The 21272-nt window shown below is 61.5% G+C and carries 21 protein-coding genes; 3 read left to right on the plus strand and 18 right to left on the minus strand.

Annotated features, from left to right (window positions below; translation table 11 throughout):
• Positions 1-44 precede the first annotated feature (44 nt).
• From F2P67_RS06285 to F2P67_RS06355, 15 genes are read right to left on the minus strand one after another with little or no spacing between them, the layout of a single operon-like run.
• Entirely contained in the window at positions 45-770 is a 726-nt protein-coding gene (locus tag F2P67_RS06285) for a class I SAM-dependent methyltransferase (protein WP_166218611.1), read from the minus strand.
• Positions 767-2014, minus strand: coding sequence for a tryptophan 7-halogenase (locus F2P67_RS06290; RefSeq protein WP_166218613.1), 1248 nt, complete (start codon positions 2012-2014; stop codon positions 767-769). Before F2P67_RS06290 ends, F2P67_RS06285 begins: the two co-directional genes overlap by 4 nt.
• Positions 2001-3164 carry a cation:proton antiporter gene (locus F2P67_RS06295; protein WP_166218615.1) on the minus strand — a complete coding sequence of 388 codons (1164 nt, stop codon included), beginning with the start codon at positions 3162-3164 and terminating at the stop codon, positions 2001-2003. Before F2P67_RS06295 ends, F2P67_RS06290 begins: the two co-directional genes overlap by 14 nt.
• Complete coding sequence (locus F2P67_RS06300) at positions 3161-5500, minus strand: MMPL family transporter (protein WP_166218617.1); 2340 nt, start codon at positions 5498-5500, stop codon at positions 3161-3163. The genes F2P67_RS06295 and F2P67_RS06300 overlap by 4 nt, the downstream gene beginning before the upstream one ends.
• Entirely contained in the window at positions 5484-6086 is a 603-nt protein-coding gene (locus F2P67_RS06305) for an outer membrane lipoprotein carrier protein LolA (RefSeq protein ID WP_166218619.1), read from the minus strand. The genes F2P67_RS06300 and F2P67_RS06305 overlap by 17 nt, the downstream gene beginning before the upstream one ends.
• A complete protein-coding gene (locus tag F2P67_RS06310; RefSeq protein WP_166218621.1) occupies positions 6083-6508 on the minus strand; it encodes an acyl-CoA thioesterase in 426 nt (141 codons plus the stop codon). The genes F2P67_RS06305 and F2P67_RS06310 overlap by 4 nt, the downstream gene beginning before the upstream one ends.
• Positions 6501-8045, minus strand: a complete 1545-nt coding sequence (locus F2P67_RS06315; protein ID WP_166218623.1) for an HAL/PAL/TAL family ammonia-lyase — start codon at positions 8043-8045, stop codon at positions 6501-6503. Before F2P67_RS06315 ends, F2P67_RS06310 begins: the two co-directional genes overlap by 8 nt.
• Positions 8026-8973, minus strand: coding sequence for a lysophospholipid acyltransferase family protein (locus F2P67_RS06320; RefSeq protein ID WP_166218625.1), 948 nt, complete (start codon positions 8971-8973; stop codon positions 8026-8028). The genes F2P67_RS06315 and F2P67_RS06320 overlap by 20 nt, the downstream gene beginning before the upstream one ends.
• A complete protein-coding gene (locus F2P67_RS06325) occupies positions 8970-9704 on the minus strand; it encodes a glycosyltransferase family 2 protein (RefSeq protein ID WP_166218627.1) in 735 nt (244 codons plus the stop codon). The genes F2P67_RS06320 and F2P67_RS06325 overlap by 4 nt, the downstream gene beginning before the upstream one ends.
• On the minus strand, positions 9697-11376 hold the full coding sequence (locus F2P67_RS06330; protein WP_166218629.1) for an acyl-CoA synthetase family protein: 1680 nt from the start codon (positions 11374-11376) through the stop codon (positions 9697-9699). Before F2P67_RS06330 ends, F2P67_RS06325 begins: the two co-directional genes overlap by 8 nt.
• On the minus strand, positions 11373-11918 hold the full coding sequence (locus F2P67_RS06335; RefSeq protein WP_166218631.1) for a COG4648 family protein: 546 nt from the start codon (positions 11916-11918) through the stop codon (positions 11373-11375). The genes F2P67_RS06330 and F2P67_RS06335 overlap by 4 nt, the downstream gene beginning before the upstream one ends.
• Positions 11915-12169, minus strand: coding sequence for an acyl carrier protein (locus tag F2P67_RS06340; RefSeq protein WP_007909503.1), 255 nt, complete (start codon positions 12167-12169; stop codon positions 11915-11917). Before F2P67_RS06340 ends, F2P67_RS06335 begins: the two co-directional genes overlap by 4 nt.
• Positions 12170-12178: 9 nt before the next feature.
• Complete coding sequence (locus tag F2P67_RS06345) at positions 12179-12439, minus strand: phosphopantetheine-binding protein (RefSeq protein ID WP_166218633.1); 261 nt, start codon at positions 12437-12439, stop codon at positions 12179-12181.
• Positions 12420-13229: a lysophospholipid acyltransferase family protein gene (locus F2P67_RS06350; RefSeq protein WP_166218635.1), complete on the minus strand. Its 810-nt coding sequence runs from the start codon at positions 13227-13229 to the stop codon at positions 12420-12422. The genes F2P67_RS06345 and F2P67_RS06350 overlap by 20 nt, the downstream gene beginning before the upstream one ends.
• The gene (locus F2P67_RS06355) at positions 13205-13930 is read right to left on the minus strand and encodes a beta-ketoacyl synthase chain length factor (protein ID WP_166218637.1); all 726 of its coding nucleotides are present in this window, start codon (positions 13928-13930) and stop codon (positions 13205-13207) included. The genes F2P67_RS06350 and F2P67_RS06355 overlap by 25 nt, the downstream gene beginning before the upstream one ends.
• Before the next feature lie 356 nt (positions 13931-14286).
• On the opposite strand from F2P67_RS06355, the gene F2P67_RS06360 reads away from it, so the two are divergent.
• The gene (locus F2P67_RS06360; protein WP_166218639.1) at positions 14287-15057 is read left to right on the plus strand and encodes a ParA family protein; all 771 of its coding nucleotides are present in this window, start codon (positions 14287-14289) and stop codon (positions 15055-15057) included.
• 40 nt (positions 15058-15097) lie between these two features.
• On the opposite strand, the gene trxC is transcribed toward F2P67_RS06360, so the two are convergent.
• A complete protein-coding gene (trxC, locus tag F2P67_RS06365; RefSeq protein ID WP_166218641.1) occupies positions 15098-15532 on the minus strand; it encodes a thioredoxin TrxC in 435 nt (144 codons plus the stop codon).
• A 236-nt stretch (positions 15533-15768) separates the two neighbouring features.
• Here trxC and mazE point away from each other — a divergent pair, with 236 nt between their 5' ends.
• Positions 15769-16038 carry a type II toxin-antitoxin system antitoxin MazE gene (gene mazE, locus F2P67_RS06370; RefSeq protein ID WP_166218643.1) on the plus strand — a complete coding sequence of 90 codons (270 nt, stop codon included), beginning with the start codon at positions 15769-15771 and terminating at the stop codon, positions 16036-16038.
• On the plus strand, positions 16038-16400 hold the full coding sequence (gene mazF, locus F2P67_RS06375) for a type II toxin-antitoxin system toxin MazF (protein ID WP_166218645.1): 363 nt from the start codon (positions 16038-16040) through the stop codon (positions 16398-16400). Before mazE ends, mazF begins: the two co-directional genes overlap by 1 nt.
• A 6-nt stretch (positions 16401-16406) precedes the next feature.
• Here mazF and selO read toward each other — a convergent pair whose 3' ends face one another.
• On the minus strand, positions 16407-17870 hold the full coding sequence (selO, locus tag F2P67_RS06380; RefSeq protein WP_166218647.1) for a protein adenylyltransferase SelO: 1464 nt from the start codon (positions 17868-17870) through the stop codon (positions 16407-16409).
• Positions 17871-17918: 48 nt separating this feature from the next.
• Positions 17919-21272: a mechanosensitive channel MscK gene (gene mscK / locus F2P67_RS06385; RefSeq protein WP_166218649.1), complete on the minus strand. Its 3354-nt coding sequence runs from the start codon at positions 21270-21272 to the stop codon at positions 17919-17921.

Genomic DNA, 21272 nt, shown 5'->3' on the forward strand with positions numbered 1-21272 from the left:
CCCGCTCCCACAGGGCTCGATGTATGCAGGTCGAAAGTGGTACATCACACGGCACCTTCAAGCGGTTTGCGCGCGACGACGTTGACCAACGTCTCTTCCCGCTGCCCAAACGGTTTCGGCTTGCGCAGCCCAAACCGCTCCAGCAGGCCAAAGTCCTTTGACCGGCTCCACCACAGATACGGGTATGAAACGTTGCGCTCGCCGAACTCGAAACCCTGCTCGCGGATCATCTGTAAATACTGCGCAGCACTCTTTTGTACATGCATCGGATGGCGGAACAGCCAGCGAATCACCCACGTATCAATGTAGGCCTCGGTGGACTCGGCGAACAGCAGATAACCACCCGGCTTGAGCACCCGATAGAACTCGGCGAGGGCTTTTTCCTGCTCGACCAGATGGTGAAACGTCTGGTGGCAGAACAGCAGATCGACGCTGGCGTCCGGCACCTTGAGCGTCGCGCAGTCGCTGCCGATCAACTCGACCTGCAGACCCTGACGCGCCGCTTCTTCGCCGCTCAATTGGAGGCTGTGCGGGTCGGCGTCGATGCCGATCAGACGCTGCGGGGCGAAGATCTGGCGCAAGTGCCGGAACGACTTGCCCTGGCCACAACCGGCGTCGAGCAATACCGGATTGACCGGCAGCGATTCGCTGAACAAGCCACGCAGATCGTTGATTGCCACGCGCAACACATGGTGCTGCCAGGTATGGCTGCGCAGGAACCAGAAACCGAAGCGGGTTTCCTCGACGTAGCTGTCGCTCAAGTAATTCATGGGGCGTCCTTTGCACAGAGTTCGGAAATCATCTTCAAGCGGCGGCGTGCTTCGCTGACGAACGGGTTGCGCTCGTCCCAGGCGTAACCGGCGAGGATCGAGCAGATCATCCGGCGAATCTCCACCTGGCTGTCTTCATAAAAAATCACGTCCTGGAAGGTTCCGGCGTACCAGCCTTCGACGTAGCAGCGGAAGGTGTCGACGCCGCGTTTCAACGGCTCGGCAAATTCGCTTTGCCAATCGACGCTCTCGCCTTGCAACTGACGGTGCAGAACCGCCGCGGCCATGCTCGCCGAACGCATGGCGATGGTCACGCCGGAGGAAAACACCGGATCGAGAAATTCCGCCGCGTTGCCGAGCAAAGCGAAACCCGGCCCGTGCAGGGTTTTCACGTTGGCCGCGTAGCCGCCCAGCGTACGCGCCGGGGTGTCCCAAACGGCGTTGTTCAGAACGTTGGCGAGACTTGGCGTCTCGGCGATAAAACCGCGCAGACAGGCATCGAGGTCGGCATCACGACCGTTGAAATGCTCCGCCGCAGCGACCACGCCCACTGAGCAGCGACCGTTGCTGAACGGAATCGTCCAGAACCAGATATCGCGATGCTGTGGATGGGTGGTGACGAGGATTTTTTCGCGGTCGAACGCCGGGTTGTCGATGTGGTCTTCGACGTGGGTGAACACCGCTTGGCGCACCGGGAAATTCGATGGTGCTTCCAGATCGAGCAAACGCGACAAGACGCGCCCGTAACCGCTGGCGTCGAGTACGAAATCCGCCTCGACGCGGTATTCGCTGCCGTCCTCGCGACGTACATCGAGCTGGGGTTTTGCGCGGTCGAAATCGACGCTGACGATAGCATCGCCGTAGCGAATCTCGGCGCCTTGCAACGCGGCCTGATCGGCCAGCAATTTATCGAAGTCGGCGCGCTGCACCTGGAACGTGGTCGGTTTACCGTCGCTGAAGGTGTCGCTGAAATCGAACGCGCTGTAGCGCTCGCCCCAGGCAAACGCGGCGCCGGTCTTGCGCTGGAATCCGGCGGCGTTGACGGCGTCGAGCATGCCGGCCTCTTCGACGAAATCGAGGCAATGGCTGAGCAGGCTCTCGCCGATGGAAAAGCGTGGGAAGTGCTGTCGCTCGATCACCAGTACATCGTGGCCCTTGCGTTTGAGCAGTGCGGCGGCGATGGCGCCGGACGGGCCGGCACCGATGATCACCACTTGGCGGGATTGCATTTCAACGTTGGGCACGGGGGCTCCGGGGCAAGTGACTGTTCGCATTCAGCGGCGCGCGATGCAGGCCGATCAGGGCTGGCAAGAGCGTCGCGATCAGGCCCATCAGCATCAGCGCGAAGTACAGCGCCGGCGTGATGAGCTGTTGTTGCAGGAGCAGATTGAGGAAGACGATTTCGCTGAGGCCGCGAATGTTCAGCAACACACTTTCACGCCAGCGGCTGGCGCCCTCGAACGAGGCGCCGGCCCAGCCGAGGCCGAGCCAGTTGCCGAGCAGTTTACTGACAATCGGCAACAGCAGCAGCGCCGCCCATTGCACCGCGCCGAGGCTGGCGAGGGCGCTGTGTACATCGATCTGAACAATGCCGAAGGTGAGGATCAACGGGATGGCGACCCATGTCTGCAAACGGCTCATCCAGCGTGCCGGCAGCGGTAGCACCAGCGGTACTTTCAGCGCCGCCATGCACAGCAGATAACCGATGCCGAAAATCAGCGCATTGAGTTTGTAGTGCTCGGCCATCACCAGCAGGGCGAAGAAGCCGAGGCTGTAGGTCAGCGGTCGGCGCACGCCGAACAAGCGCAGCACGACGGGCACGCAAGCGAGGCCCAGCGGCAGCAACAGACTGCTCAACTGCAGACTGCCTTGAGCGAGGCCGAACAGCGTCCAGCAGGTCAGGTCGATCAGGATCGCGGTCTGCACCAGACGTCGGGTGGCGGCGGGCGGGTAATCGATGTGGCGCAGGTACAGGTACAGCACCGGAATGGCGGTAATCGCGAACACCAGACCGATGGCCAGTGAGTTGAGCCACGGTTGCGCCGGCAGTAACCCGTACGCGACAGCGAGGCCGCAGGCGAACGGCACAAAGAAACTCGGAAGGGCGATTTTCACGCTCTGCCGATCCAGCCGCAGGTCGATCACGTCGCTGAGAATGTGCCCGAGCAGCAAGGCGAAACTCAGGCTGTAGAGGTTTTTCAGCCAGTCTGGCGCGATCAGTTCAGCGCCGCTGAGCTGCCAGCCCGGCTCGATCCAGAAGTACATCAACAGCGGCAAACCAAAACTCGCCAGCAGCAACTGACTGACGATCGGAATCAGGCCGAAATGTCGACCGACACGCGTGGCAACAGCAAACAACGCCAGCGCCAGCAGCCAGAAACCGATGACCATCATACTGCCGGCTCCGCGACCGCAGTGGCGTGTTTGTGTCGCCCGGCCCACGGCGCGAGCATGAAGCTGAACGCCAGGCCGAGGCTCACCGACAGGCCGAAATTGCTTACGGCCGGGGTACTGGACACCGCCAGCAGACCGAACGACAGCCAGGTCGTCACCGCCGCAAGTAGCGTGCCGAGCAGGCTCACCGCCGCACCGCCGACCTGCTCACGCATGAGAATCGCGTAATCGACGCTGATCGCCGTCACCAGCAGCAGGCCGAACAGGCTGAACAGCGTCAGGGGCTGACCGAGCCAGCCAAGGCTTGCCAGACTGCACAGCGCCGCCAGCAGCGGCAGCGCCACAATGCGCAGAGCGCCGCCGAAACCGAATGGCAGGATCAGCACCAGCACGATCAACACGCAGGAAGCGAGTTTCAGTTCGGCGGCGCTGATCTGCGTTGCGGCGAAAACATTGTTCAGATCACCGAGCCGGTCCACCAGCTCCACGCCCGGCAGATCCAGCGCCTGCACCCGCAGCAACGACGGATTATTCAGACCTTGCAGACTGGTCATCGCCGCCACGCCATCTTCGGTCGGGCCGAGCCACAACGGGCGATACGGTTCACCGAGCGGGCCGGCCAACGCGGCGTCGATGTCCTCAAGCGGCAGCGTCTGCAGCTGTTGCAGCTCGTTTTGCAGCGCGGCTAATGGCACGCCGAGGTCAAGCAACGGCTGCCAGAACTGCGGCAGTTTGTTCAGTGCGTCGCGCACTTGCTGTTGCTGGCCAGGAGGGCTGACCAGTTGATCGAGGGCCAGATAGCCCTGCAGTTTGTCGAGATTGACCAGTTGTTCCAGACGCTCGCTCAGCGCTGCTTGTCGCGCCAGCAGCTCTTGCTGATTGGCCGCACGGACGAGGAAAAACTGACTGGTCGGCTGATAACCGGTGATCCGCGCGATGGTCTGCGCTTCATCGGTCAGTTGTTGCGGCGCACCGACCCACTGACGAATGTCGTTTTTGCTTTGCAGTTGCACCAGACCGCCAGCGCAGAAGGCGATCAACAGCGCCAGCAACACCGGCGTGCGAACGCGTTCGAGCAGTTTTTCGCGCAGGTTGACCAGACGCTCGGCCACTTGCAGTGGCCATTGCGCGGGGCGCAGTTCGACGTTTTTCAGCAGCGCCGGCAGCAAGCACACGGCCGACAGATAGGCGCCGAGCAACCCGGCGGCGGAGAACACGGCGATTTGCGTCAGTGCCGGAAACGGCGTCCACGCCAGCGCCAGATAACCGATGGTGCTGGTGAGCAGGCTCAGGGTCAGCCCGGGCAGCGTCAGGCGCAACGCCGGCCAACTGCGCCACGGTTTGAGGCTCCAGCTCTTCGACAGGTAATGCAGCGGGTAATCCACCGCCACGCCGATCAGGCTGGAACCGAGCACCAGCGTCATTACGTGCATGTGACCAAACAACGCCACGCATGCGACCGCGCCGAACAACATGCCGACCAGCACCGGCACAAACGCCAGCAACACGCGCCAACGGCGGAAGGCAAGCAACAGCAGCAACAAGATGCCGAGCGTCGCGCCGCCACCTACCCAGGTCATTTCCCGGGTTGCTTGCTGCTGACCGTTGGCCGCGTACAGCAAACCGCTGGCCGCGAGCAATTGCACGTCTGATTTCGCCGCTTGCTCACGGCTGTGTTGTAGCAGGGTGGCGACTTGCAGCGGCAGGTTCATGTCGAACGCGTTGCCCGTGGTGCGCGCCCGCAGCATCACCCAGCTCTTGCCGTCGGCATCGGCGACCAAGGCGCCGCTGCCGATGTCCAGTTGCACCGCGCCGTGTTTCGGCTGGCTGTTCTGGATGCGTCCGGTCAGGCCCAGCCAGTCGTCCTGGCTCGGCACCAGACTGAAACCGGTAAAGGGATCGAACAGTGCCTGCACCCGTTGTTGAATAAACGCATCGGGGTGCTCGATCAGCAATTGTCGATCATCCGCCGCGAGCATCGCCAGTCGCCCCTGCAGCAACTGCGTGCGCAGGGCGGGCAAGTCCGCTTGCAGGTTCCATTGGACTTTTTCGAACAGTCCGCTGGCCTGCCATTGCTCGCCCAGGGTTTGCGCCATGGCCACCGCTTGCTGACGATCGGTGTGGCCGACCAGCACCAGCATTTCGCGATTGAGCGGTTCCTGCATGCGTTGTTCGGCGCGCAGTTCGAGGGCGTCAGGATGGGTTCCGGGTACCAGTTCCATCAGGTTGGCTGACAGCGGCGCGCCGTCGCGCCATTGCCAGCCAGCCAAAGCAATAACGGCTAGCAGCAGAATCAGAAACAGCCAGGGCAGCCTGCGTTCACTCGGCAAAGTCATGTTGCTCCGCGTCGCTCAACGGTTGGTCAGCGTGGCTGTCCTGCATGCGCAGCAACGTGCTGTCGCCCTGGGTTTCCAGCAACTGGATGGTTTGCACCAGCGCGCCGCCGTCAATGTTGATCTGCTTGAACACTTGCTTGAGCAGCAGCGAGCGTGGGGTCAGGGTCAGTTGCCATTTCTGCGCATCGCCACGCAGGGCCAGTTCGAAATCCCGTTGCAAACCGCTGCTGTCACCTTGCAGCACGGCGAGGAACAAGCGGTTCTGCTCGGCTCCGGCGCTCTTGCTCGGCAACAGTTGCCAGGCATCGCCGTCACGCCGGGCGATGCCTTTGGCGGTGATGCGGTAATCCTGCTGCAACGGGGTTTTCAGCAGCCAGAGCAGGCCGTGATTTTTCGCGAGGACGAAGCTTCCCTTGCTGACCAGCGGTTGGGGCAGGGCGCGCAGGTGTTTTTCCTGGATGAACTGGCCGTGGATCACGTCCGGTTTCGCCAGTTGCTCGCTGAGTTGTTGCAGGTCAAAGGCGTTGGCCAGCGTCGATACGGCCAGCAGGGCCAAAGCAGCAAGACTTCTGGAGATCAGGTTCATCGCAGCATCCTTTCCACGGCTTCGGTGAAGACTTTCGGCGAGGCCAGTTGCATCTCGCGACTGCTGACCTCGACCGCCACTTGCACGGAGCTGGCGCGGGTCAGGCGTTCGCCGGTTTGCGCATCGGTGATCAGGTAATGAATCTTCAGGCGGTTTTCCCATTCCACCAGGCTGGCGCGAACGTTCAGACGCTGGCCGAACACCGCGCCGCGCACGTAACGCAGTTGCAGGTCGATCACCGGCCAGGCGTAACCCGAGTCGACCATCTGGTTGTAGTTGTGGCCGATCTTGTCGAGCAGCGCGCAGCGTGCGACTTCGAGATATTTGACGTAGTGGCCGTGCCAGACGACGTGCATGGTGTCGACGTCGAAAAACGGCACGAGAACTTCCGTGTCGGCGTGAATCACTCCGGCACTACGCATGCAGCCTCCAGTGTTGCTCGGCGATGCGTTGCAGACACAGGCGCAATTCATCTTCCAGGGCGCGGTCTTCGATCACCGGCGGGAAGTCCTGGGCCAGTTGTTCGTGCATGGCGGCCAGCGACGGTGGCAGCGGACGCGCGTCTGCATCGCGACCGCGCAGCCACACGCCCTGATTGGCCGCGAGCAGCGTGGCGGCGGCGACCTGTTCGGTCAGCTCCAGCACACGAATGGCGTCGCGGGCGGCGATGGTGCCCATGCTCACCTTGTCCTGATTGTGGCACTCGGTAGAGCGCGAGAAGACGCTGGCCGGCATGGTGTTTTTCAGCGCTTCGGCGGTCCACGCACTGGTGCCGATCTGCACGGCCTTAAAGCCGTGGTTGATCATCGCGCGATCCGCCGGGGCGCCGGACAGGTTGCTCGGCAGGCCGTGGTTGTAGCGCTCGTCGACCAGCAGCGCGAGCTGACGATCGAGCAGGTCGGCGACGTTGGCCACAAGGTTTTTCAGGCTGTCCATGGCGAAGGCGATGTGACCGCCATAGAAGTGCCCGCCGTGCAATACGCGCTCGGCTTCGGCGTCGATGATCGGGTTGTCGTTGGCGCTGTTCAGTTCGGTCTCGATGAAGCAACGCAGCCAGTTCAGGCTGTCGGCCAGTACGCCGAGCACGTGTGGTGCGCAGCGCAGCGAGTAACGATCCTGCAAGCGATGCAGCGGTGCAGTTGGTGCATCGATTGCCAGATCCTTGCGCAGCCATGCGGCGACCTGCATCTGTCCCGGATGCGGTTTTGCAGCGAACAGGCGCTCGTCGAAATGCTCCGGATTACCCTGCAACGCCACCACGTTCAGCGCAGTGATGCGCGTGGCCAGTTGCAACAGATAATCGGCGCGGGCGTAGGCGAGGCAGGCGAGGCCGGTCATCACCGCCGTGCCGTTCATCAATGCCAGCGCTTCTTTCGGGCGTAGCACCAACGGTGTCCAGCCCAGCTCGCGGTGCACGTCGGCGGACTGGCGGCGTTCGCCACGGAACATCACTTCGCGCTCACCGGACAGGGTCGCGGCGACGTAGGACAGCGGCGTCAGATCGCCACTGGCGCCGACTGAACCTTCTTCCGGAATCAGCGGCAGGATGTCGCGTTCGAGAAACCCGTGCAGACGCTCCAGCAGTTCAATTCGCACCCCGGACACGCCGTGGCACAGCGACTGCAAACGTGCCGCCAGCACTGCGCGGGTGGCTTGCGCATCGAGCAGTTTGCCCAGTCCGCAACCGTGAAAGGTGTAGAGGTGACGCGGCAACGCTTCGACGTGATGCAGCGGCACCGCGACCACGCAGGAATCACCGTAACCGGTGGTCACGCCGTAGATCACGCCTTCCTTGTCCAGCAGCGAATCGAGGAACCGCGCGCCCTTGGCGATGCGTTCGCGGTAAGCCGCGTCGCTTTGCAACTGCACGGGCGCCTGACGGTTGGCCAGGGCCAGCACGTCTTCGATGCGCAAAGGGCGTTCGCCGAAGGTTACCGGCTCATGGGTTGGCGTCGTCATCGGTCTTCCAGAAAGGGTAAAAGTTGAACCATTGGTGCGGGGCTTCGAGGCAATAGTGACTCAGGCGCTGCGCATAGCGGGTGGCCCACTGATGAATGACCTGCTCGCGCTCGCGGCGTGTCCACGTCACGGCATCGGCGAAAGGCTCGAGGGTCAGGCGATAGTGGCCGTCGGGTTGTTTCAGGCACATCAGCAGGTTGACCGGGCATTTCAGCAAACCTGCCAGCAGCCATGGCCCTTGCGGGAACGGCGCCGGATGGCCGAGAAAGTCCACGGTCACGCTGCGTCCGCCATGCAGCGGTACACGGTCGCCGGCAATCGCCAGCCACTCGCCGCGCTCCAGGCGTTCGTGCAGTTGCAGCATGATCACCGGGTCGAGTTCGCTGACCTGAATCAGGCGCAGATTGGTCGCCCCGGCCTCACCCAACAAACGGTTGAACTGCTCGGCGTGCTTGGTGTGCACCAGCACGTTCATGGTGACCTTTTCGCCGATCTCCGCCAGCGCCCGGCACACCTCAAGGTTGCCCAGATGCGCGCCGACCAGCAGTTGCCCGCGAGTGCCACGCAACTGATTGCGCAGCAGGGCCGGGTCGATGATTTCGATCTGTTCGATGCGGATCTTGCCGTTCCACACGTCGAGCTTGTCGAGCATCGAATCGGCGAACGCCATGAACTGACGAAATACCCGCCAGTGACTCGGGCGCAGATCGTCACGCTTGCTCCACTCTGCCAGCCGTTGCTGGTACTGCCAGGCACTGCGTCGGGCGGTGCGGCCGAACAGAAAAAAGTACAGGACGATGCCGTACAGCAACGGACTCAACAGGCGTCGGCCAAGGATTTTGGCAGCGAGCGCAGTGAATTTCATCAGCAGGAAACTGCCGCGTTCTTCGCGGTCGGCCCAGTGCTTTTTGTCGGCCTCGACGGTCATGGGCGCCACCGCCGCCAGAGGATCACCGGCAGGCGCAGCAACATGCCGAAGAACAGCCGGGTGTGCATGCTGGAAATCAGCGCGTTGTCGTGGAACAGCCGGAAGTGCGAGACGCCATCCAGCGGGTAATGCACGCTGGTTTGTAACCAGCGCATCGGCTGATTGCGCCACGCCAGACGCACGAGAATGTCCGAGTCGAAATCCATGCGTTTGCCGACCTTGGCCGAGTCGATCACGGCCAGCGTCGGCGCCAGCGGATAGACACGAAAGCCGCACATCGAATCGCGGATCTGCAACGACAGCGTGTTGATCCAGACCATGACGTGAGTCAGGTAACGCGCGTACAAACGGCCCTTGGGCACGCTTTCATCGAACAGCGGATAACCGCAGATCATCGCTTCAGGGTGTGCGTGGGATTCTTCGACGAAACGGGCAACGTCGTGCAAGTCGTGCTGGCCGTCTGCATCCACCTGCAAGGCGTGGGTGAAGCCCAGACGCGAAGCTTCGCGCAGGCCGGTCATCACCGCGCCGCCCTTGCCCTGGTTGGCGGTGAGGCGCACCAGATGCACGTTGTCACGCCCGGCCAGCGCATCGAGCACTTTCGCGCAGGATGGCGTGCTGGCGTCGTCCACCAAAATGCACGGCAGCTGTTGTGCGAGCAGGGCGTCGACGACGGTGCCGATGGCCGTTTCATGGTTATAGACCGGGATTACTGCGCAGGGGTTATGCATTGCCAGCCCCCAGAATGATCCGGCCACTGGAGCAGGTCGCGGTGTCGTTGCGATAGGCGAAGTACAACTTTCTGCGCTCCGGGTCGAAGCGCAGATGCAACTGGATTTCGTCGCCGGGGCGCACCAGTTGCTGGAACTTCAGCACTTCCATGCCGGCAAACGCGCCGTCCAGGTTCAGCAATTGGCGGCCGAGATTCAACGCCCACTCCACTTGCACGACGCCCGGCAAGACCGGGGCCTTGGGAAAGTGGCCGCTGAAGTACGCCAGATCCGGCGGCACGCTCAGTTGCAGACTCCATTCGCCGTCGGTTCGGGTTTGTTCCAGCACTTCTGGCGCCTTCGGGCGTGGCGCGAGCAGCAGGGCATCGACTTCGGCCTGCGGCAGTTTGCCTTGCGCATTCATCGGTAATTGACGCAGTAGGCGCCAGCGACGCGGCAGGGCGAGGGTTTCGCAGTGTTGACTTAGATGCCGACGCAGGGTTTCGGTCAGACTGCGGCGGCCGTGTTCACGCAAGGCAAACAAACCCGATTCGCTGAGCACCAACAATGCGCCGAGGGAGGCACGGTTTTCCTGGACTACGCCCAGTCGAGCTTCGGCGACCCATTCATGGGTGACCAGCGCTTGCTCAAGCATCGGCAGGGAAATACGTTTTTCTTCGAGTTTGACGATACGATCCAGCCGCCCGAGCAGTTCAAACCGACCATCGGCAGCCATCCGCGCAGCGTCGGCGGTGTATTCGACATGGCCGGCGGGCAGATACGGCGAAGCGATCATCAGCGCACCGTCGCTGTCCTGACTCAGTGCGACCCCAGCGAACGGCTGCCACAGGGATTCGCCCTGTCGCCAGGCGATACCGCCGGTTTCCGAGCTGCCGAGAATTTCCGTCGGCCACTGCTGCAGGCGTTGCTGCAGACTTCGCGCTGCGTCGGCCGGCAGCGCGCCGCCCGAGGAGAACACCCGCCGTACGGCGTTGAGGGCCGGCCAGTCGAGGTTGTCGCCCATGCGCTTGAGCAGCGCCGGACTGGCGATCCATGCGAAGGCTGAATGCTCGCGACTGGCGCGCTGCATGTCCTCGGGAAATGCCAGTTGCTTGCGCGTGAATGTTCGTCCGGCGCACAGCGGCCACAACACGCGGAACAGCAAACCGTAGATGTGCTGGGTGGCGACGCTGCCGATGATGCAGGCCTCAGCGAGATCCGCGCCCCACAATTGCTCCAGTGCTTCGACCTCATTGGCCAGTTGGCGCAGCGTCTTGTCGATACGCTTGGGTTCGCCGCTGGAACCCGAAGTGCACAGGCTCAAGCGGCACTCGTCGAGATTCAGTTGCGCGTTGGCCAGCGCTGGCTGATGCAGGTCAGCCAGATGACAGTCATCTTCTTGATCGGTCAGCCACAAATCGACTTCGCCAGACCAGCGCCGGCGGGTTTGTGCCTGTAGATCCGCAGGCAGTAATACGCTGACGCCTGCGCGCCAGGCACCGAGCAGGGCAATGGCCAGATCGGCGGCGTCTTCCAGATGCACGGCCAGTCGGCGCACGCCACGGCTTCGCAGGCCGGCGGCAACCGACAGCGCCTGTTCGCACAGTTGTGCGTGATCGAGTGCCGGTGCGTGGCTGATCGCCCGCGCCGGCAAGGCCTTGAGCAATAGCTGCTCAAGTTTTATCCAATTCATGTACGGCCTCTTACCCGTTGTCGTATCAGCCATTCAATGGCAAACATCAGGCCGATCAATCCGTAGGAGATCAGGCCGGTGTACAACATCCACCAGTTCAGCGGAGCCCACAGCGTGAGGAGGGCGGCGCACAAACCGTTGCAAAAGAAAAACACGCTCCAGGCCACGGTGACCTTGCGCGTGTAGCGAATGGCGATGTCCGGTAGCTCCGGTTCACGCAGGCGCGCCAGTCGCTCGACCATCGGTGGCCCATACATCAGGCTCAGGCTGAACAGCACCAGCATGAAGCCGCTGATCAGCACCGGGTACCAGCGCAGCAACAGCGGGCTGTCGAACAGCGCCAGCAGCACGCAGAAAGCGATCGCCACGCAGGCCATCCACAGGCTGCCGGGCTTGCGCTCGCCGGTCAGCGCGCGGGCCAGCCACAGGCCGCCCAACAGCAGGCCGAACTGCCACGGCGCAAAGTGCTCCATGCCAAAATACACCGCAAACGGGTACAACAGACCGGCCAGCAGCAGGCCGAGGCCGATCAGTCGGCTCATGCGGCTGGTTGAACCAGACGGTACACCGCCTCGACCACGTCACCCACGGTGCGCACCGATTTGAATTCTTCGGCGGCGATTTTCTTGCCGGTCTGGCGCTTGATGTGGTCGATCAGATCGACGGCGTCGATGCTGTCGATTTCCAGATCCTGATAAAGGTTGGATTCGAGGCTCACGCGGGCCGGATCCAGTTCGAACAGCTCGACCAAGGCATCGCGCAGGGTGTTGAAAATGTCGTCACGAGTTTGCATGGTCCGGTCTCAAGCTGCCTGTTTTGCCGTGACGAATGCCGCAAGGCTGGCCACGTTGGTGAAATGGTTGCGGGTGTCTTTGGCGTCGGCGTCGATCTTGATGCCATACTTTTTCTGGATCGCCAGACCCAGTTCCAGCGCGTCGACGGAATCCAGGCCCAAGCCTTCGCCGAACAGTGTCTGATCGTCGCCAATGTCGTCGGCGCTGATGTCTTCGAGGCCGAGGGCGTCGATGATCAACAGTTTTATCTCACGGTGCAGATCGCTCATCTTCGGCGAGCTCCTTGATGAAGTAGGAATGCAAATAATCGTTGAGCTTGCGCGAGGCCTGCGGTGCGGGGCCTTGCGCGGCGAAAGTCTGTGGATCTATATCGGCGCCGACACGGAAACTGAAGTGCACGCGGCGGCAGGGGATCCGATACCAGGGTTCGGCTTTGGTCAATGTGGTCGGGCTGACCTTGATGATCACCGGGGTGAGGATTTTCGCACCGCGCAGGGCAATGGCTGCAGCGCCCCGATGAAAGGCCGGTGCCTGCCCCGGCTGAGTACGCGTTCCTTCAGGAAAAATGATCAGCGTCTGACCGTTTTGCAGCGACTCGGCGGCGGCATCGAGCATGTCCATGCTGCCGTCGTTGCTGATGTATTCGGTGCTGCGCAGCGGGCCGCGGGTGAAGGGGTTTTCCCACAGGCTTTTCTTCACCACGCAATTGGCCTGGCGCACCAGACCGATCAGAAACACCACGTCGATCAGCGACGGGTGGTTGGCGATGATCATTTGCCCAGGACGGCCCAGACGTTCGGCGCCCTGAATGTCGTAGGTCAGCACGCCGGTGCGGGCCATGAAACGCACGAAAAACCAGAACAGCCGACTGACCGTCTGTCGCGCACGCTGACGATGTTTCAGCGCATCGCCCGGCAGGTAGCCGAGAATCGGAAATACCACCAGACGCAGGCACAGCCCGCCCAGCCCGAACAGAGCGAAGCTTGCCGCGGTAGCCAGCAGGCGCCAGTAATAGGCGTCGCGGTTCTTCTCGATCACGGATTGCGTTGCCAGGTCCATACACGATTTTTCCAGGCATGTTGGCAGAGGGTTTGCTGGCCGAGCAGGGTTCGCAGCAGATTGAGCGCGTGGGGCCATTGCGCTTTGGACAGTGCTTCGTTGGTGCTGTTCAGGGTCAGCCGCCAGTCGGTACCGGGGGTGAGCAACAGGCCCAGCGCATACGGAAACGGCACATCATCGATCCATGCCGAATAGGCTTCGGGCGGTTGTTCTTCGGTAATCACCAGCAGCACCGCTGACGCGCCTTCGTTGAGCAGCGCGGCGGCTTCGAGCATGCCGTGCTCGAGGCCATCGCCGGCAGCGGCCAGCGCCGTCATTTCGCTGGTTTCGCCGCGCATGATCGACCACAGACCGATGATCGCGTTGTGCACCGACAGGCTGAACTGGGTTGGCGACAGCGGCTCATCCCTGGCCAGATCACTGAGGATGTCGTAGGTGCGCGGGGTCTCGCCGTGGCGTGAGACGAAGACCAGGGGCAGGTTTTCCCGTCCGTCGGCCAATGGCCAGCCAACGCTGAACGCCATGCGCGCCAGTCGACTGAGCCGTCGCCGCTGCATGGCCGGCAAAAACGACACATCGGGCGCGGCATCGCTCGCCGGGATGATGACCGGTTGTCGGCTCCAGGCCTGCCAGGCGTCCACGCTGTCGAGCCCCGGGGCCCACGCGCGCCATTGGGCGATGTTGAAGTTGATCACGGACATTTATCCCGCCCCTGCGGGCATTGGTTGACGCGTTGAGTCGCCAAAGCCGCGACAGGCCTGACGTGGCGCTTGGCGCCGGGTGGCGCGCATTATCGCGGTGCAACGGGTGTGTAGCAAATGCTGGTTACATTTTGCGCACCGAAATGTACCGAGTGGTTCGTGGCAAAACTGTCACTTGGCCATTATCCAGGTTGTCAGCGGCTTGTCTGTCGGCCATCTCGGCAATGGATGGCGGTTATTGCGCTGTTCGTCCTCGGATATTTGCCCCTGACTTTGTAGTCCGTCTCCGTGAAGGTAGCGAAGCGGGGCCGCGCGCAACTACACTCGGTCATTCTTTGATACACGGAGGTTTTGTCATGCGGCGCGTGGTGTTCAATCAGAAAGGTGGGGTCGGCAAATCCAGCATTGCCTGCAATCTGGCGGCGGTCAGCGCCAGCGAGGGTTATCGCACGCTGTTGGTGGATCTCGATGCCCAGGCCAACTCGACTCAATATCTGACGGGACTCACTGGCAACGACATTCCGATGGGCATTGCCGACTTCTTCAAGCAAACCCTGTCGTCCGGGCCGTTTTCGAAAAAGAATCAGGCCGATATCTACGAAACGCCGTTCGATAACCTGCACATCATTACCGCCACTTCCGAGCTGGCCGATTTGCAGCCCAAGCTTGAGGCCAAGCACAAGATCAACAAACTGCGCAAATTGCTCGATGAGCTGTCCGAAGACTACGACCGCATCTACCTCGACACGCCGCCAGCGCTGAACTTCTATGCGGTTTCGGCATTGATTGCCGCTGATCGGGTGCTGATTCCCTTCGATTGCGACAGCTTTTCCCGACAAGCCCTGTATGGATTGATCGCGGAAATCGAGGAATTGAAGGAAGACCACAACGAAGGTCTTGAAGTTGAAGGCATTGTGGTCAACCAGTTCCAGGCGCGGGCCAGCCTGCCGCAGCAGATTCTCGATGAGCTGATCGCCGAGGGCTTGCCAGTGCTGCCGGTTTATCTGACCAGCTCGGTGCGAATGCGCGAATCGCACCAGGCCAGCATGCCGCTGATCCACCTTGATCCACGGCATAAACTGACCCAGCAGTTTGTCGAGCTGCACAATCTGCTCGAAGACCACTGATTCCTGAGTTGCGCAGATCCCCCTGTGGGAGCGGGTTGTGTCAGATACCCTGGCTACGCAGCCACGCCATCAATTGCGGCAGCGGGAATGCCCCGCTCTGCCGCGCAACCTCTCGACCGTTTTTGAACAGGATCAAACTCGGAATCGAGCGAATCCCCAACTGCGCCGACAACTGCTGATTGGCTTCGCTGTCGAGCTTGGCCAGCCGACACTTGCCCGCCAACTGCGCAGCCGCCTGCTCGAACACCGGCGCAAACGACTTGCACGGCCCACACCAGTCCGCCCACACATCCACCAGTAGCGGCAGATCGCCCTTGATCTGGCTGGCGTAGTCGCCTTGCTTGAGTTCGAACGGTTTGGTTAGCAGCACTGCGGATTTGCAGCGGCCGCATTTGGGCTGGTCAGCGAGGCGCTCGGCGGGAATGCGATTGAGGCCGTTGCAGGAAGGGCAGGGGATGAGGAGCGGGTCAGTCATGATAAATCTCGATTGAGCAGTTTATATTGATGATTTGGTGTCGATGGACTCATTTATCAATGTCTTGAATCGTCACAGTTCTGCCTCGTGCACCCCTCGATTGATGTCTAGCCTGAAATCAAATTTATGTTTTTAACGCTCGTCGTGAGGAGATCGCATTGACTGAATCTGCGTGCTACTTTTGTTGCACAAATCGAGAAATCGATGACTTCCATTTACCGGATCGGAGTGACTTCATGTCCGTAACGTCCAGAATTCGCCGTCAGGGAGGCGCTGCGGTCATAACGATTCCGCCAACGCTGTTGAAGCTGTTGCATTTGGATGTGGGAGCTCAACTGGAGCTGAATGTAGTTGAGGGGGAGTTGATTGCTCGCCCCGTGTCGCCAGTTGCTCGCAAGCGTTACAGCTTGGCTGAACTGCTTGAGGGTGCCGAACAGTTACAAGAACTGAATGCTCAGACTGCCGAATCTCGCGAAGGTGAGCCTGTTGGTCGGGAGTTGGGTTGATGGTGCGTCGACAGCCCCCGCAGCGGGGAGATGTTTACTGGATTGATCCCAATCCCGTGGCCGGACGGGAGATGATGAACAGGCATCGTTTTGTAGTCATCACGCCTCGGGAGATAAATGCCCTGGGCGTCAGCATGACCGTACCGATCACCAGCGGCGGCAATTTTAGTCGAACCTCGGGATTGGCGGTTACCATTTCTGGTCACGAAACAAATGGTGTCGCGGTGTGTAATCAGGTTCGTAGCTTTGATATCGAGCAGCGCGTACGAGAGGGAAGCGCGAAGTTTATTGAGCGACTGGACGACGTGACGATGGCGGACATCGTCGCTCGGGTAGTCAGCGCAATCGACCCCTTGGATTGAGCATTCTCACGATGAACAACTGATCTCCAAATGCTTGCCCCACTCCGGCGGCCGCTCCGCATAGCTCTCCATCCCCGGCTGCGCCTCGAACGGTTTGCTCAACACCGCTTGCAGCCGGCGCACTTCTGAATAGTCACCCTGCTCGGCAGCATCAATCGCCTTCTGCGCCAGATAGTTGCGCAGGATGTACAGCGGATTCACCGCATGCATTCGCGCTCGGCGCAGTTGCTGATTGTCGTCGCCATCGCGAGCAACCCGGGCGACATAGCGCTCGCCCCAGGCATCAAAGCCCTTGATGTCGACAAAGTCGTCGCGCAGGCGGGCGACCGCTTGCTCTGCTGATGCCTCTCCCAGCCGGCGGAAAAACAGGGTGTAGTCGACGCCACTGTTCTGCATCAGTTGCAGCAGATCCTCCAGCAGCTTTTGGTCGTCATCTTCAGCGGTGGTGAAGCCGAAGCGGCGGCGCATCAGGTCAAGGTAATGGGCCTGAAACAGTGGCAGGTAGAGGCCGAGGGTTTCGCGCAGGGCGTCGACGCTGATGAATGGCGTCAATGCCTGGGCGAGGGCGCTGAGGTTCCACTGGCCGACCGGCACCTGATTGCTGAACGAGTAGCGGCCCTGATCATCGGAGTGGTTGCAGATGAAGTTGGCGTCGAAATCATCGAGGAAGGCAAATGGGCCGAAGTCGAAGGTGATGCCCAGGATCGACATGTTGTCGGTGTTCATCACGCCATGGCAGAAGCCGTAGGCCTGCCATTTGGCGATCAGTTCGGCATTGCGCTCGACGATCTCGCGGAACATCGCCAGGTACGGCTCCGGCTGTTCCAGGCACTCGGGGTAGTGCATCGCCAACACGTGCTCGCCGAGCAGTTTCTGCTGTTCGGGACGTTTGGTGTAGTAGAAATATTCGAAGTGGCCGAAGCGGACATGGCTCGGTGCCAGGCGCAGCACCATGGCGGCGCGTTCCTGTTTTTCGCGCCAGACCGGGGTGTCGGAGCCGATCACGCAGGCGGCACGCGAAGACGGGATGTTCAGCGCGTACAGCGCTTCTGAAGCGAGAAACTCACGGATCGACGAACGCAACACCGCGCGCCCGTCGCCCATGCGCGAAAACGGCGTCTGCCCGGCGCCCTTGAGGTGCAAGTCCCAGTGTTCGCCGGCGTTGTTGTAGACCTCGCCCAGCAGCAAGCCGCGACCATCGCCCAGTTGCGGCGTGTAGCCGCCGAACTGATGTCCGGAATAGACCATCGCCCGTGGTTCGGCATCGGCCCACAGCTTGTGGCCGCCAAACAGTTCGGCAAATTCCTGGGTTTCTGCGGTGGCCGGGTCGAGATCGAGCAAGGCCATGGCCGCAGGGCTGGCGACGACCAGACGCGGGTTTTCGATCGGCTCGGGCAGCACGTGGGCGGAGAACGCGTCACCGAGGCGGGCGAAGCGGTTGTCGAAGGTCAGTTCGTCGAGGGCTTTCAAGGGCCGGCTCCAGCAGAATGTCCGAGCATTCTGCTGGGTATAGACCGGTTAGTCGAGTTTGGCCGGCGGCGGTTCCTGCAGCGGTTTTTGCTCGCCACTGATCGGCACGATGGTTTTGCTGTCGTCCTCGACGGGCACCAGCTTGTATTCCTGGCCGTGCAGGTTCTTCAGATAAACCTCCATCTGGCGGAACGAGATGTTGATGTGCTGCTTCTTGAACTCGCGGTTGATGAAGCGGTTGACCTCGTCGAGCACCGGGTTGCGGTCACCCAGATCGCGTACGTGCATGCGCAGTTCGTGATCGAGGGTGCTTTCGCCGAAATTGAGGAAGTACACGTGCGGCTCGGGTTCCTTGAGCACGCGCGGGTTCTCACGGGCGGCCTTGAGCAGCAGTTCCTTGACCAGATCCAGATCGGAACCGTAGTCCACGCCGAGTTTCAGCGTCACGCGGGTAATGGTGTCGGTCAGCGACCAGTTGATCAGTTGCCCGGTGATGAACGTCTTGTTGGGGACGATGATGTCTTTGCGGTCGAAGTCGGTGATGGTCGTGGCGCGGATGCGGATCTTGCTCACCGTGCCCGAGAGGTTGCCGATGGTGATGGTGTCGCCGATCCGCACCGGGCGTTCGAAGAGGATCATGATGCCGGAGATGAAGTTGGCGAAGATCTCCTGCATCCCGAAGCCGAGGCCCACTGACAGTGCCGCTACCAGCCATTGCAACTTGTCCCAGCTCACGCCGAGTGTGGACAAGGTCGAGACAAAACCGACGCCAGCGATGACGTACGACAGCAGGGTGGTCGTCGCGTACGCACTGCCCTGAGCCAGATTGAGTTTCGACAGCACGAACACTTCGAGCAGGCCCGGCAGGTTGCGCGCGAGGGCGAAGGTGATGCCGATGATGATCAGCGCGCCGAGCATGTCGCCGATGCTGATCGGCACCATGCTCATATTGGCGCCGGTGCCGCTGGTGTATTCGTAAAGGGTGATATTGTCGAGGTACGAGAACACCGAAATCAGGTCCGACCAGACCCAGTACAGCGCGGCGATGAAGCCGCCGAGCAGGGCCAGACGGATCAGGCGCAGGGATTGCTCGTTGACCTTTTCGATGTCCAGCGTCGGCTCTTCGATCACTGCTTCGCCGTCGCCGGCCTCTTTCGCAGCCTGACGTTTGGCCAGTGCGCGCTGGTAGGCCAGACGCCGCGCGGCAACGCTCAGGCCACGGACGAAGGTGGCTTCGATCACCAGCCAGAACATCAACAGGTACAGGGTGTTGATCAAGCGGTCGCTGAGTTTCAGCGCGGTGTAGTAGTAGCCGAAGCACACCGCGACGAACAGGGCGATTGGCAGCAGGGTGAACATCACGCCGACGGCTTTGCGGAACAGTGAAGTGTTTTCGTGGGCCGGGCTGCTGATCAGCAGGCGGCTGAGCAGCCACGCCATCAGCGCGTAACACGTCAGCACCACCGGCATACCCAGCACGTCATCGGCCAGCGCCGCCGGTTGCAACTCGGCAACGGCTACGACGGTGACCAGCGCCATGACCACCAGCCCGAGTCGGCGGATCCAGCCCTGGAGGAATTCGACTTGCGGTTTTTCCCAACGGAAGTGCAACTCCGCCACACCGCCCGGCGCAAGAATCCGGTAGGCGGTGTAGAACACCAGCCACGCCTGACCCATTTGCAGCAGCGCCGCGCCCATGTTGGCGTTTTGCCCGCGAGCGTCGATTTGCAGGGCCAGACCGCACAAGGCCAGACCCAGCGCCACCGGCATGGCCAGCAGAATATTGATCAGAATCGCTTGCGGCGTGTGCCACTGGCTGTCGCGTTTGAAGTGGCCGATGTCCTGGTGAACCTTGTTCAACCGTGCGTACAGCGCCTTGCGCCGCCACAGCAAGGCGCCGATCAACAGCGCCAGCGGCAGGAACAGCAACGGCCGCTGGGTCAGGCCATCGGTCAGCTCGCTCAGGCTCGACGCCAGCGGCAGGGTATCGATCTGCCGTTTGAGGCGCTCTGGCACGCCGCGCATCCACTCCACGTCCAGCGGCTTGTTGCTCGGGATCCAGAACATTTGCTCGTCGAGGGTCGCGCGCAGGCTTTGCGCGGTGCTCAGCAGTTGCTTCTGATTGAGTTGCAGGGTGATCGATTCGTTGAGCACCGCACTCAGTTCGCGGTTCAGACGTTCCAGCAGATCGGCGCGGGTGTTGGCCAGATCCAGCAGGCTTTTGCGCAGTTGCGGGGTGACTTGCTCCGGCGGCTGAGTCGACAGCAGATTGTCGACGTAGGTGGCCGGGTTGCTCAGCAATTCACGCTGCTGGCTGACTTCGAACTGATACAGGCGGATGTCGGCGATCTGATCCGCCAGATCACGGTCAACCTTCAGGCGCGGCAAGGCCTGCTTCTGCTTGTAGAGAATCTTCGACAGCAGCAGGCTGCCCTTGAGCACGTTGATCTGCTCGTCGAGGGCCGAATCGCTCTGGGTCAGGCTGTCGAGTTGCTGTTTGGTCTGCAGGTTCTGCTGAGTGACTTCGTTGAGGCGGTCGGTGCTTTTGAGCAGGTAATCCGAAAGCTTGAGGTTGGCCGTGCTTTCGCTGGCGAGCAGGCTGCTGCCGCCGGCCTTCTGCGCTTCGATCGATTGTTGGGTAACGGTTTCCTGCGATTGCGCCAGACGCTTCTGGTTGATCAGCGTCTGCAGCTCCTGAATCTCGTGGTCGAGGCGGTCGGATTTTTCCGAGAGCAGGTCATGCTGGGAGTTGCCCAGATCCTGCAGTTGACTGTTGCCGGCCAGTTCCTGGCGGCGCAACGGGATCAGTGCGTTCAGCGCTGCCAGCTCGGCGTTCAACTGGTCGCGCTGTTCGGCGCTGACCGTCTTGCCGCTGTCCTTGCCGGACTTGAGGATGTTGTTGATCTGCTGGATGCGCGTCTGGCTGGCGGAAATTTCAGCCTGGGCGCGCTCCGGACGGGTCTGCGCCGTGATGATCAGGCTGTTGGCGTCGGCCAGGGCTTTTTGCAGGTCACTTTGTTGGGTCGAGCGGTCGGTGAGGATCTGTTCCAGTTGCTGGATCGATTCCTTGGGGAAACGCTGCGCCACCGGCACCACGCTGCTGGCCTTGAGGCGCGTCAGCTCGCGAGTGTTTTCGATGGTCTGTTTGGGTGCGGAGGCCAGTTGTTGCTTGAGGTCGATCAGCTTCTGTTCGTAATCGCGCTGATTGTTCAGCTGATTGAGCGTGTTCTGCAGCAGGGTTTGCAGGGTCTTTTTATCGGCATCCGGCAGTTTGCTGTCGGCAAGTTTGTCCAGGCTGGCCTGCACGGCTTCGCTGGACGGCGGTTCGGCGGCGTGCAGCGGGCCGACGGAAAGACTCAGGCCCAGCAGGGCCGCGAAAAAGAAGGAGCGCAGGGTAGGCAT

It is taken from the genome of Pseudomonas atagonensis, assembly GCF_011369485.1.
In the GTDB taxonomy this organism is placed as follows: Bacteria; Pseudomonadota; Gammaproteobacteria; order Pseudomonadales; family Pseudomonadaceae; genus Aquipseudomonas; species Aquipseudomonas atagonensis.

Coding starts and splice junctions, on each gene's coding strand:
- F2P67_RS06285 (WP_166218611.1), bottom strand. CDS start 770: ATGAATTACTTGAGCGACAGCTACGTCGAGGAAACCCGCTTCGGTTTC.
- F2P67_RS06295 (WP_166218615.1), bottom strand. CDS start 3,164: ATGATGGTCATCGGTTTCTGGCTGCTGGCGCTGGCGTTGTTTGCTGTT.
- F2P67_RS06300 (WP_166218617.1), bottom strand. CDS start 5,500: ATGACTTTGCCGAGTGAACGCAGGCTGCCCTGGCTGTTTCTGATTCTG.
- F2P67_RS06305 (WP_166218619.1), bottom strand. CDS start 6,086: ATGAACCTGATCTCCAGAAGTCTTGCTGCTTTGGCCCTGCTGGCCGTA.
- F2P67_RS06310 (WP_166218621.1), bottom strand. CDS start 6,508: ATGCGTAGTGCCGGAGTGATTCACGCCGACACGGAAGTTCTCGTGCCG.
- F2P67_RS06315 (WP_166218623.1), bottom strand. CDS start 8,045: ATGACGACGCCAACCCATGAGCCGGTAACCTTCGGCGAACGCCCTTTG.
- F2P67_RS06320 (WP_166218625.1), bottom strand. CDS start 8,973: ATGACCGTCGAGGCCGACAAAAAGCACTGGGCCGACCGCGAAGAACGC.
- F2P67_RS06325 (WP_166218627.1), bottom strand. CDS start 9,704: ATGCATAACCCCTGCGCAGTAATCCCGGTCTATAACCATGAAACGGCC.
- F2P67_RS06330 (WP_166218629.1), bottom strand. CDS start 11,376: ATGAATTGGATAAAACTTGAGCAGCTATTGCTCAAGGCCTTGCCGGCG.
- F2P67_RS06335 (WP_166218631.1), bottom strand. CDS start 11,918: ATGAGCCGACTGATCGGCCTCGGCCTGCTGCTGGCCGGTCTGTTGTAC.
- F2P67_RS06340 (WP_007909503.1), bottom strand. CDS start 12,169: ATGCAAACTCGTGACGACATTTTCAACACCCTGCGCGATGCCTTGGTC.
- F2P67_RS06345 (WP_166218633.1), bottom strand. CDS start 12,439: ATGAGCGATCTGCACCGTGAGATAAAACTGTTGATCATCGACGCCCTC.
- F2P67_RS06350 (WP_166218635.1), bottom strand. CDS start 13,229: ATGGACCTGGCAACGCAATCCGTGATCGAGAAGAACCGCGACGCCTAT.
- F2P67_RS06355 (WP_166218637.1), bottom strand. CDS start 13,930: ATGTCCGTGATCAACTTCAACATCGCCCAATGGCGCGCGTGGGCCCCG.
- F2P67_RS06360 (WP_166218639.1), top strand. CDS start 14,287: ATGCGGCGCGTGGTGTTCAATCAGAAAGGTGGGGTCGGCAAATCCAGC.
- trxC (WP_166218641.1), bottom strand. CDS start 15,532: ATGACTGACCCGCTCCTCATCCCCTGCCCTTCCTGCAACGGCCTCAAT.
- mazE (WP_166218643.1), top strand. CDS start 15,769: ATGTCCGTAACGTCCAGAATTCGCCGTCAGGGAGGCGCTGCGGTCATA.
- mazF (WP_166218645.1), top strand. CDS start 16,038: ATGGTGCGTCGACAGCCCCCGCAGCGGGGAGATGTTTACTGGATTGAT.
- mscK (WP_166218649.1), bottom strand. CDS start 21,272: ATGCCTACCCTGCGCTCCTTCTTTTTCGCGGCCCTGCTGGGCCTGAGT.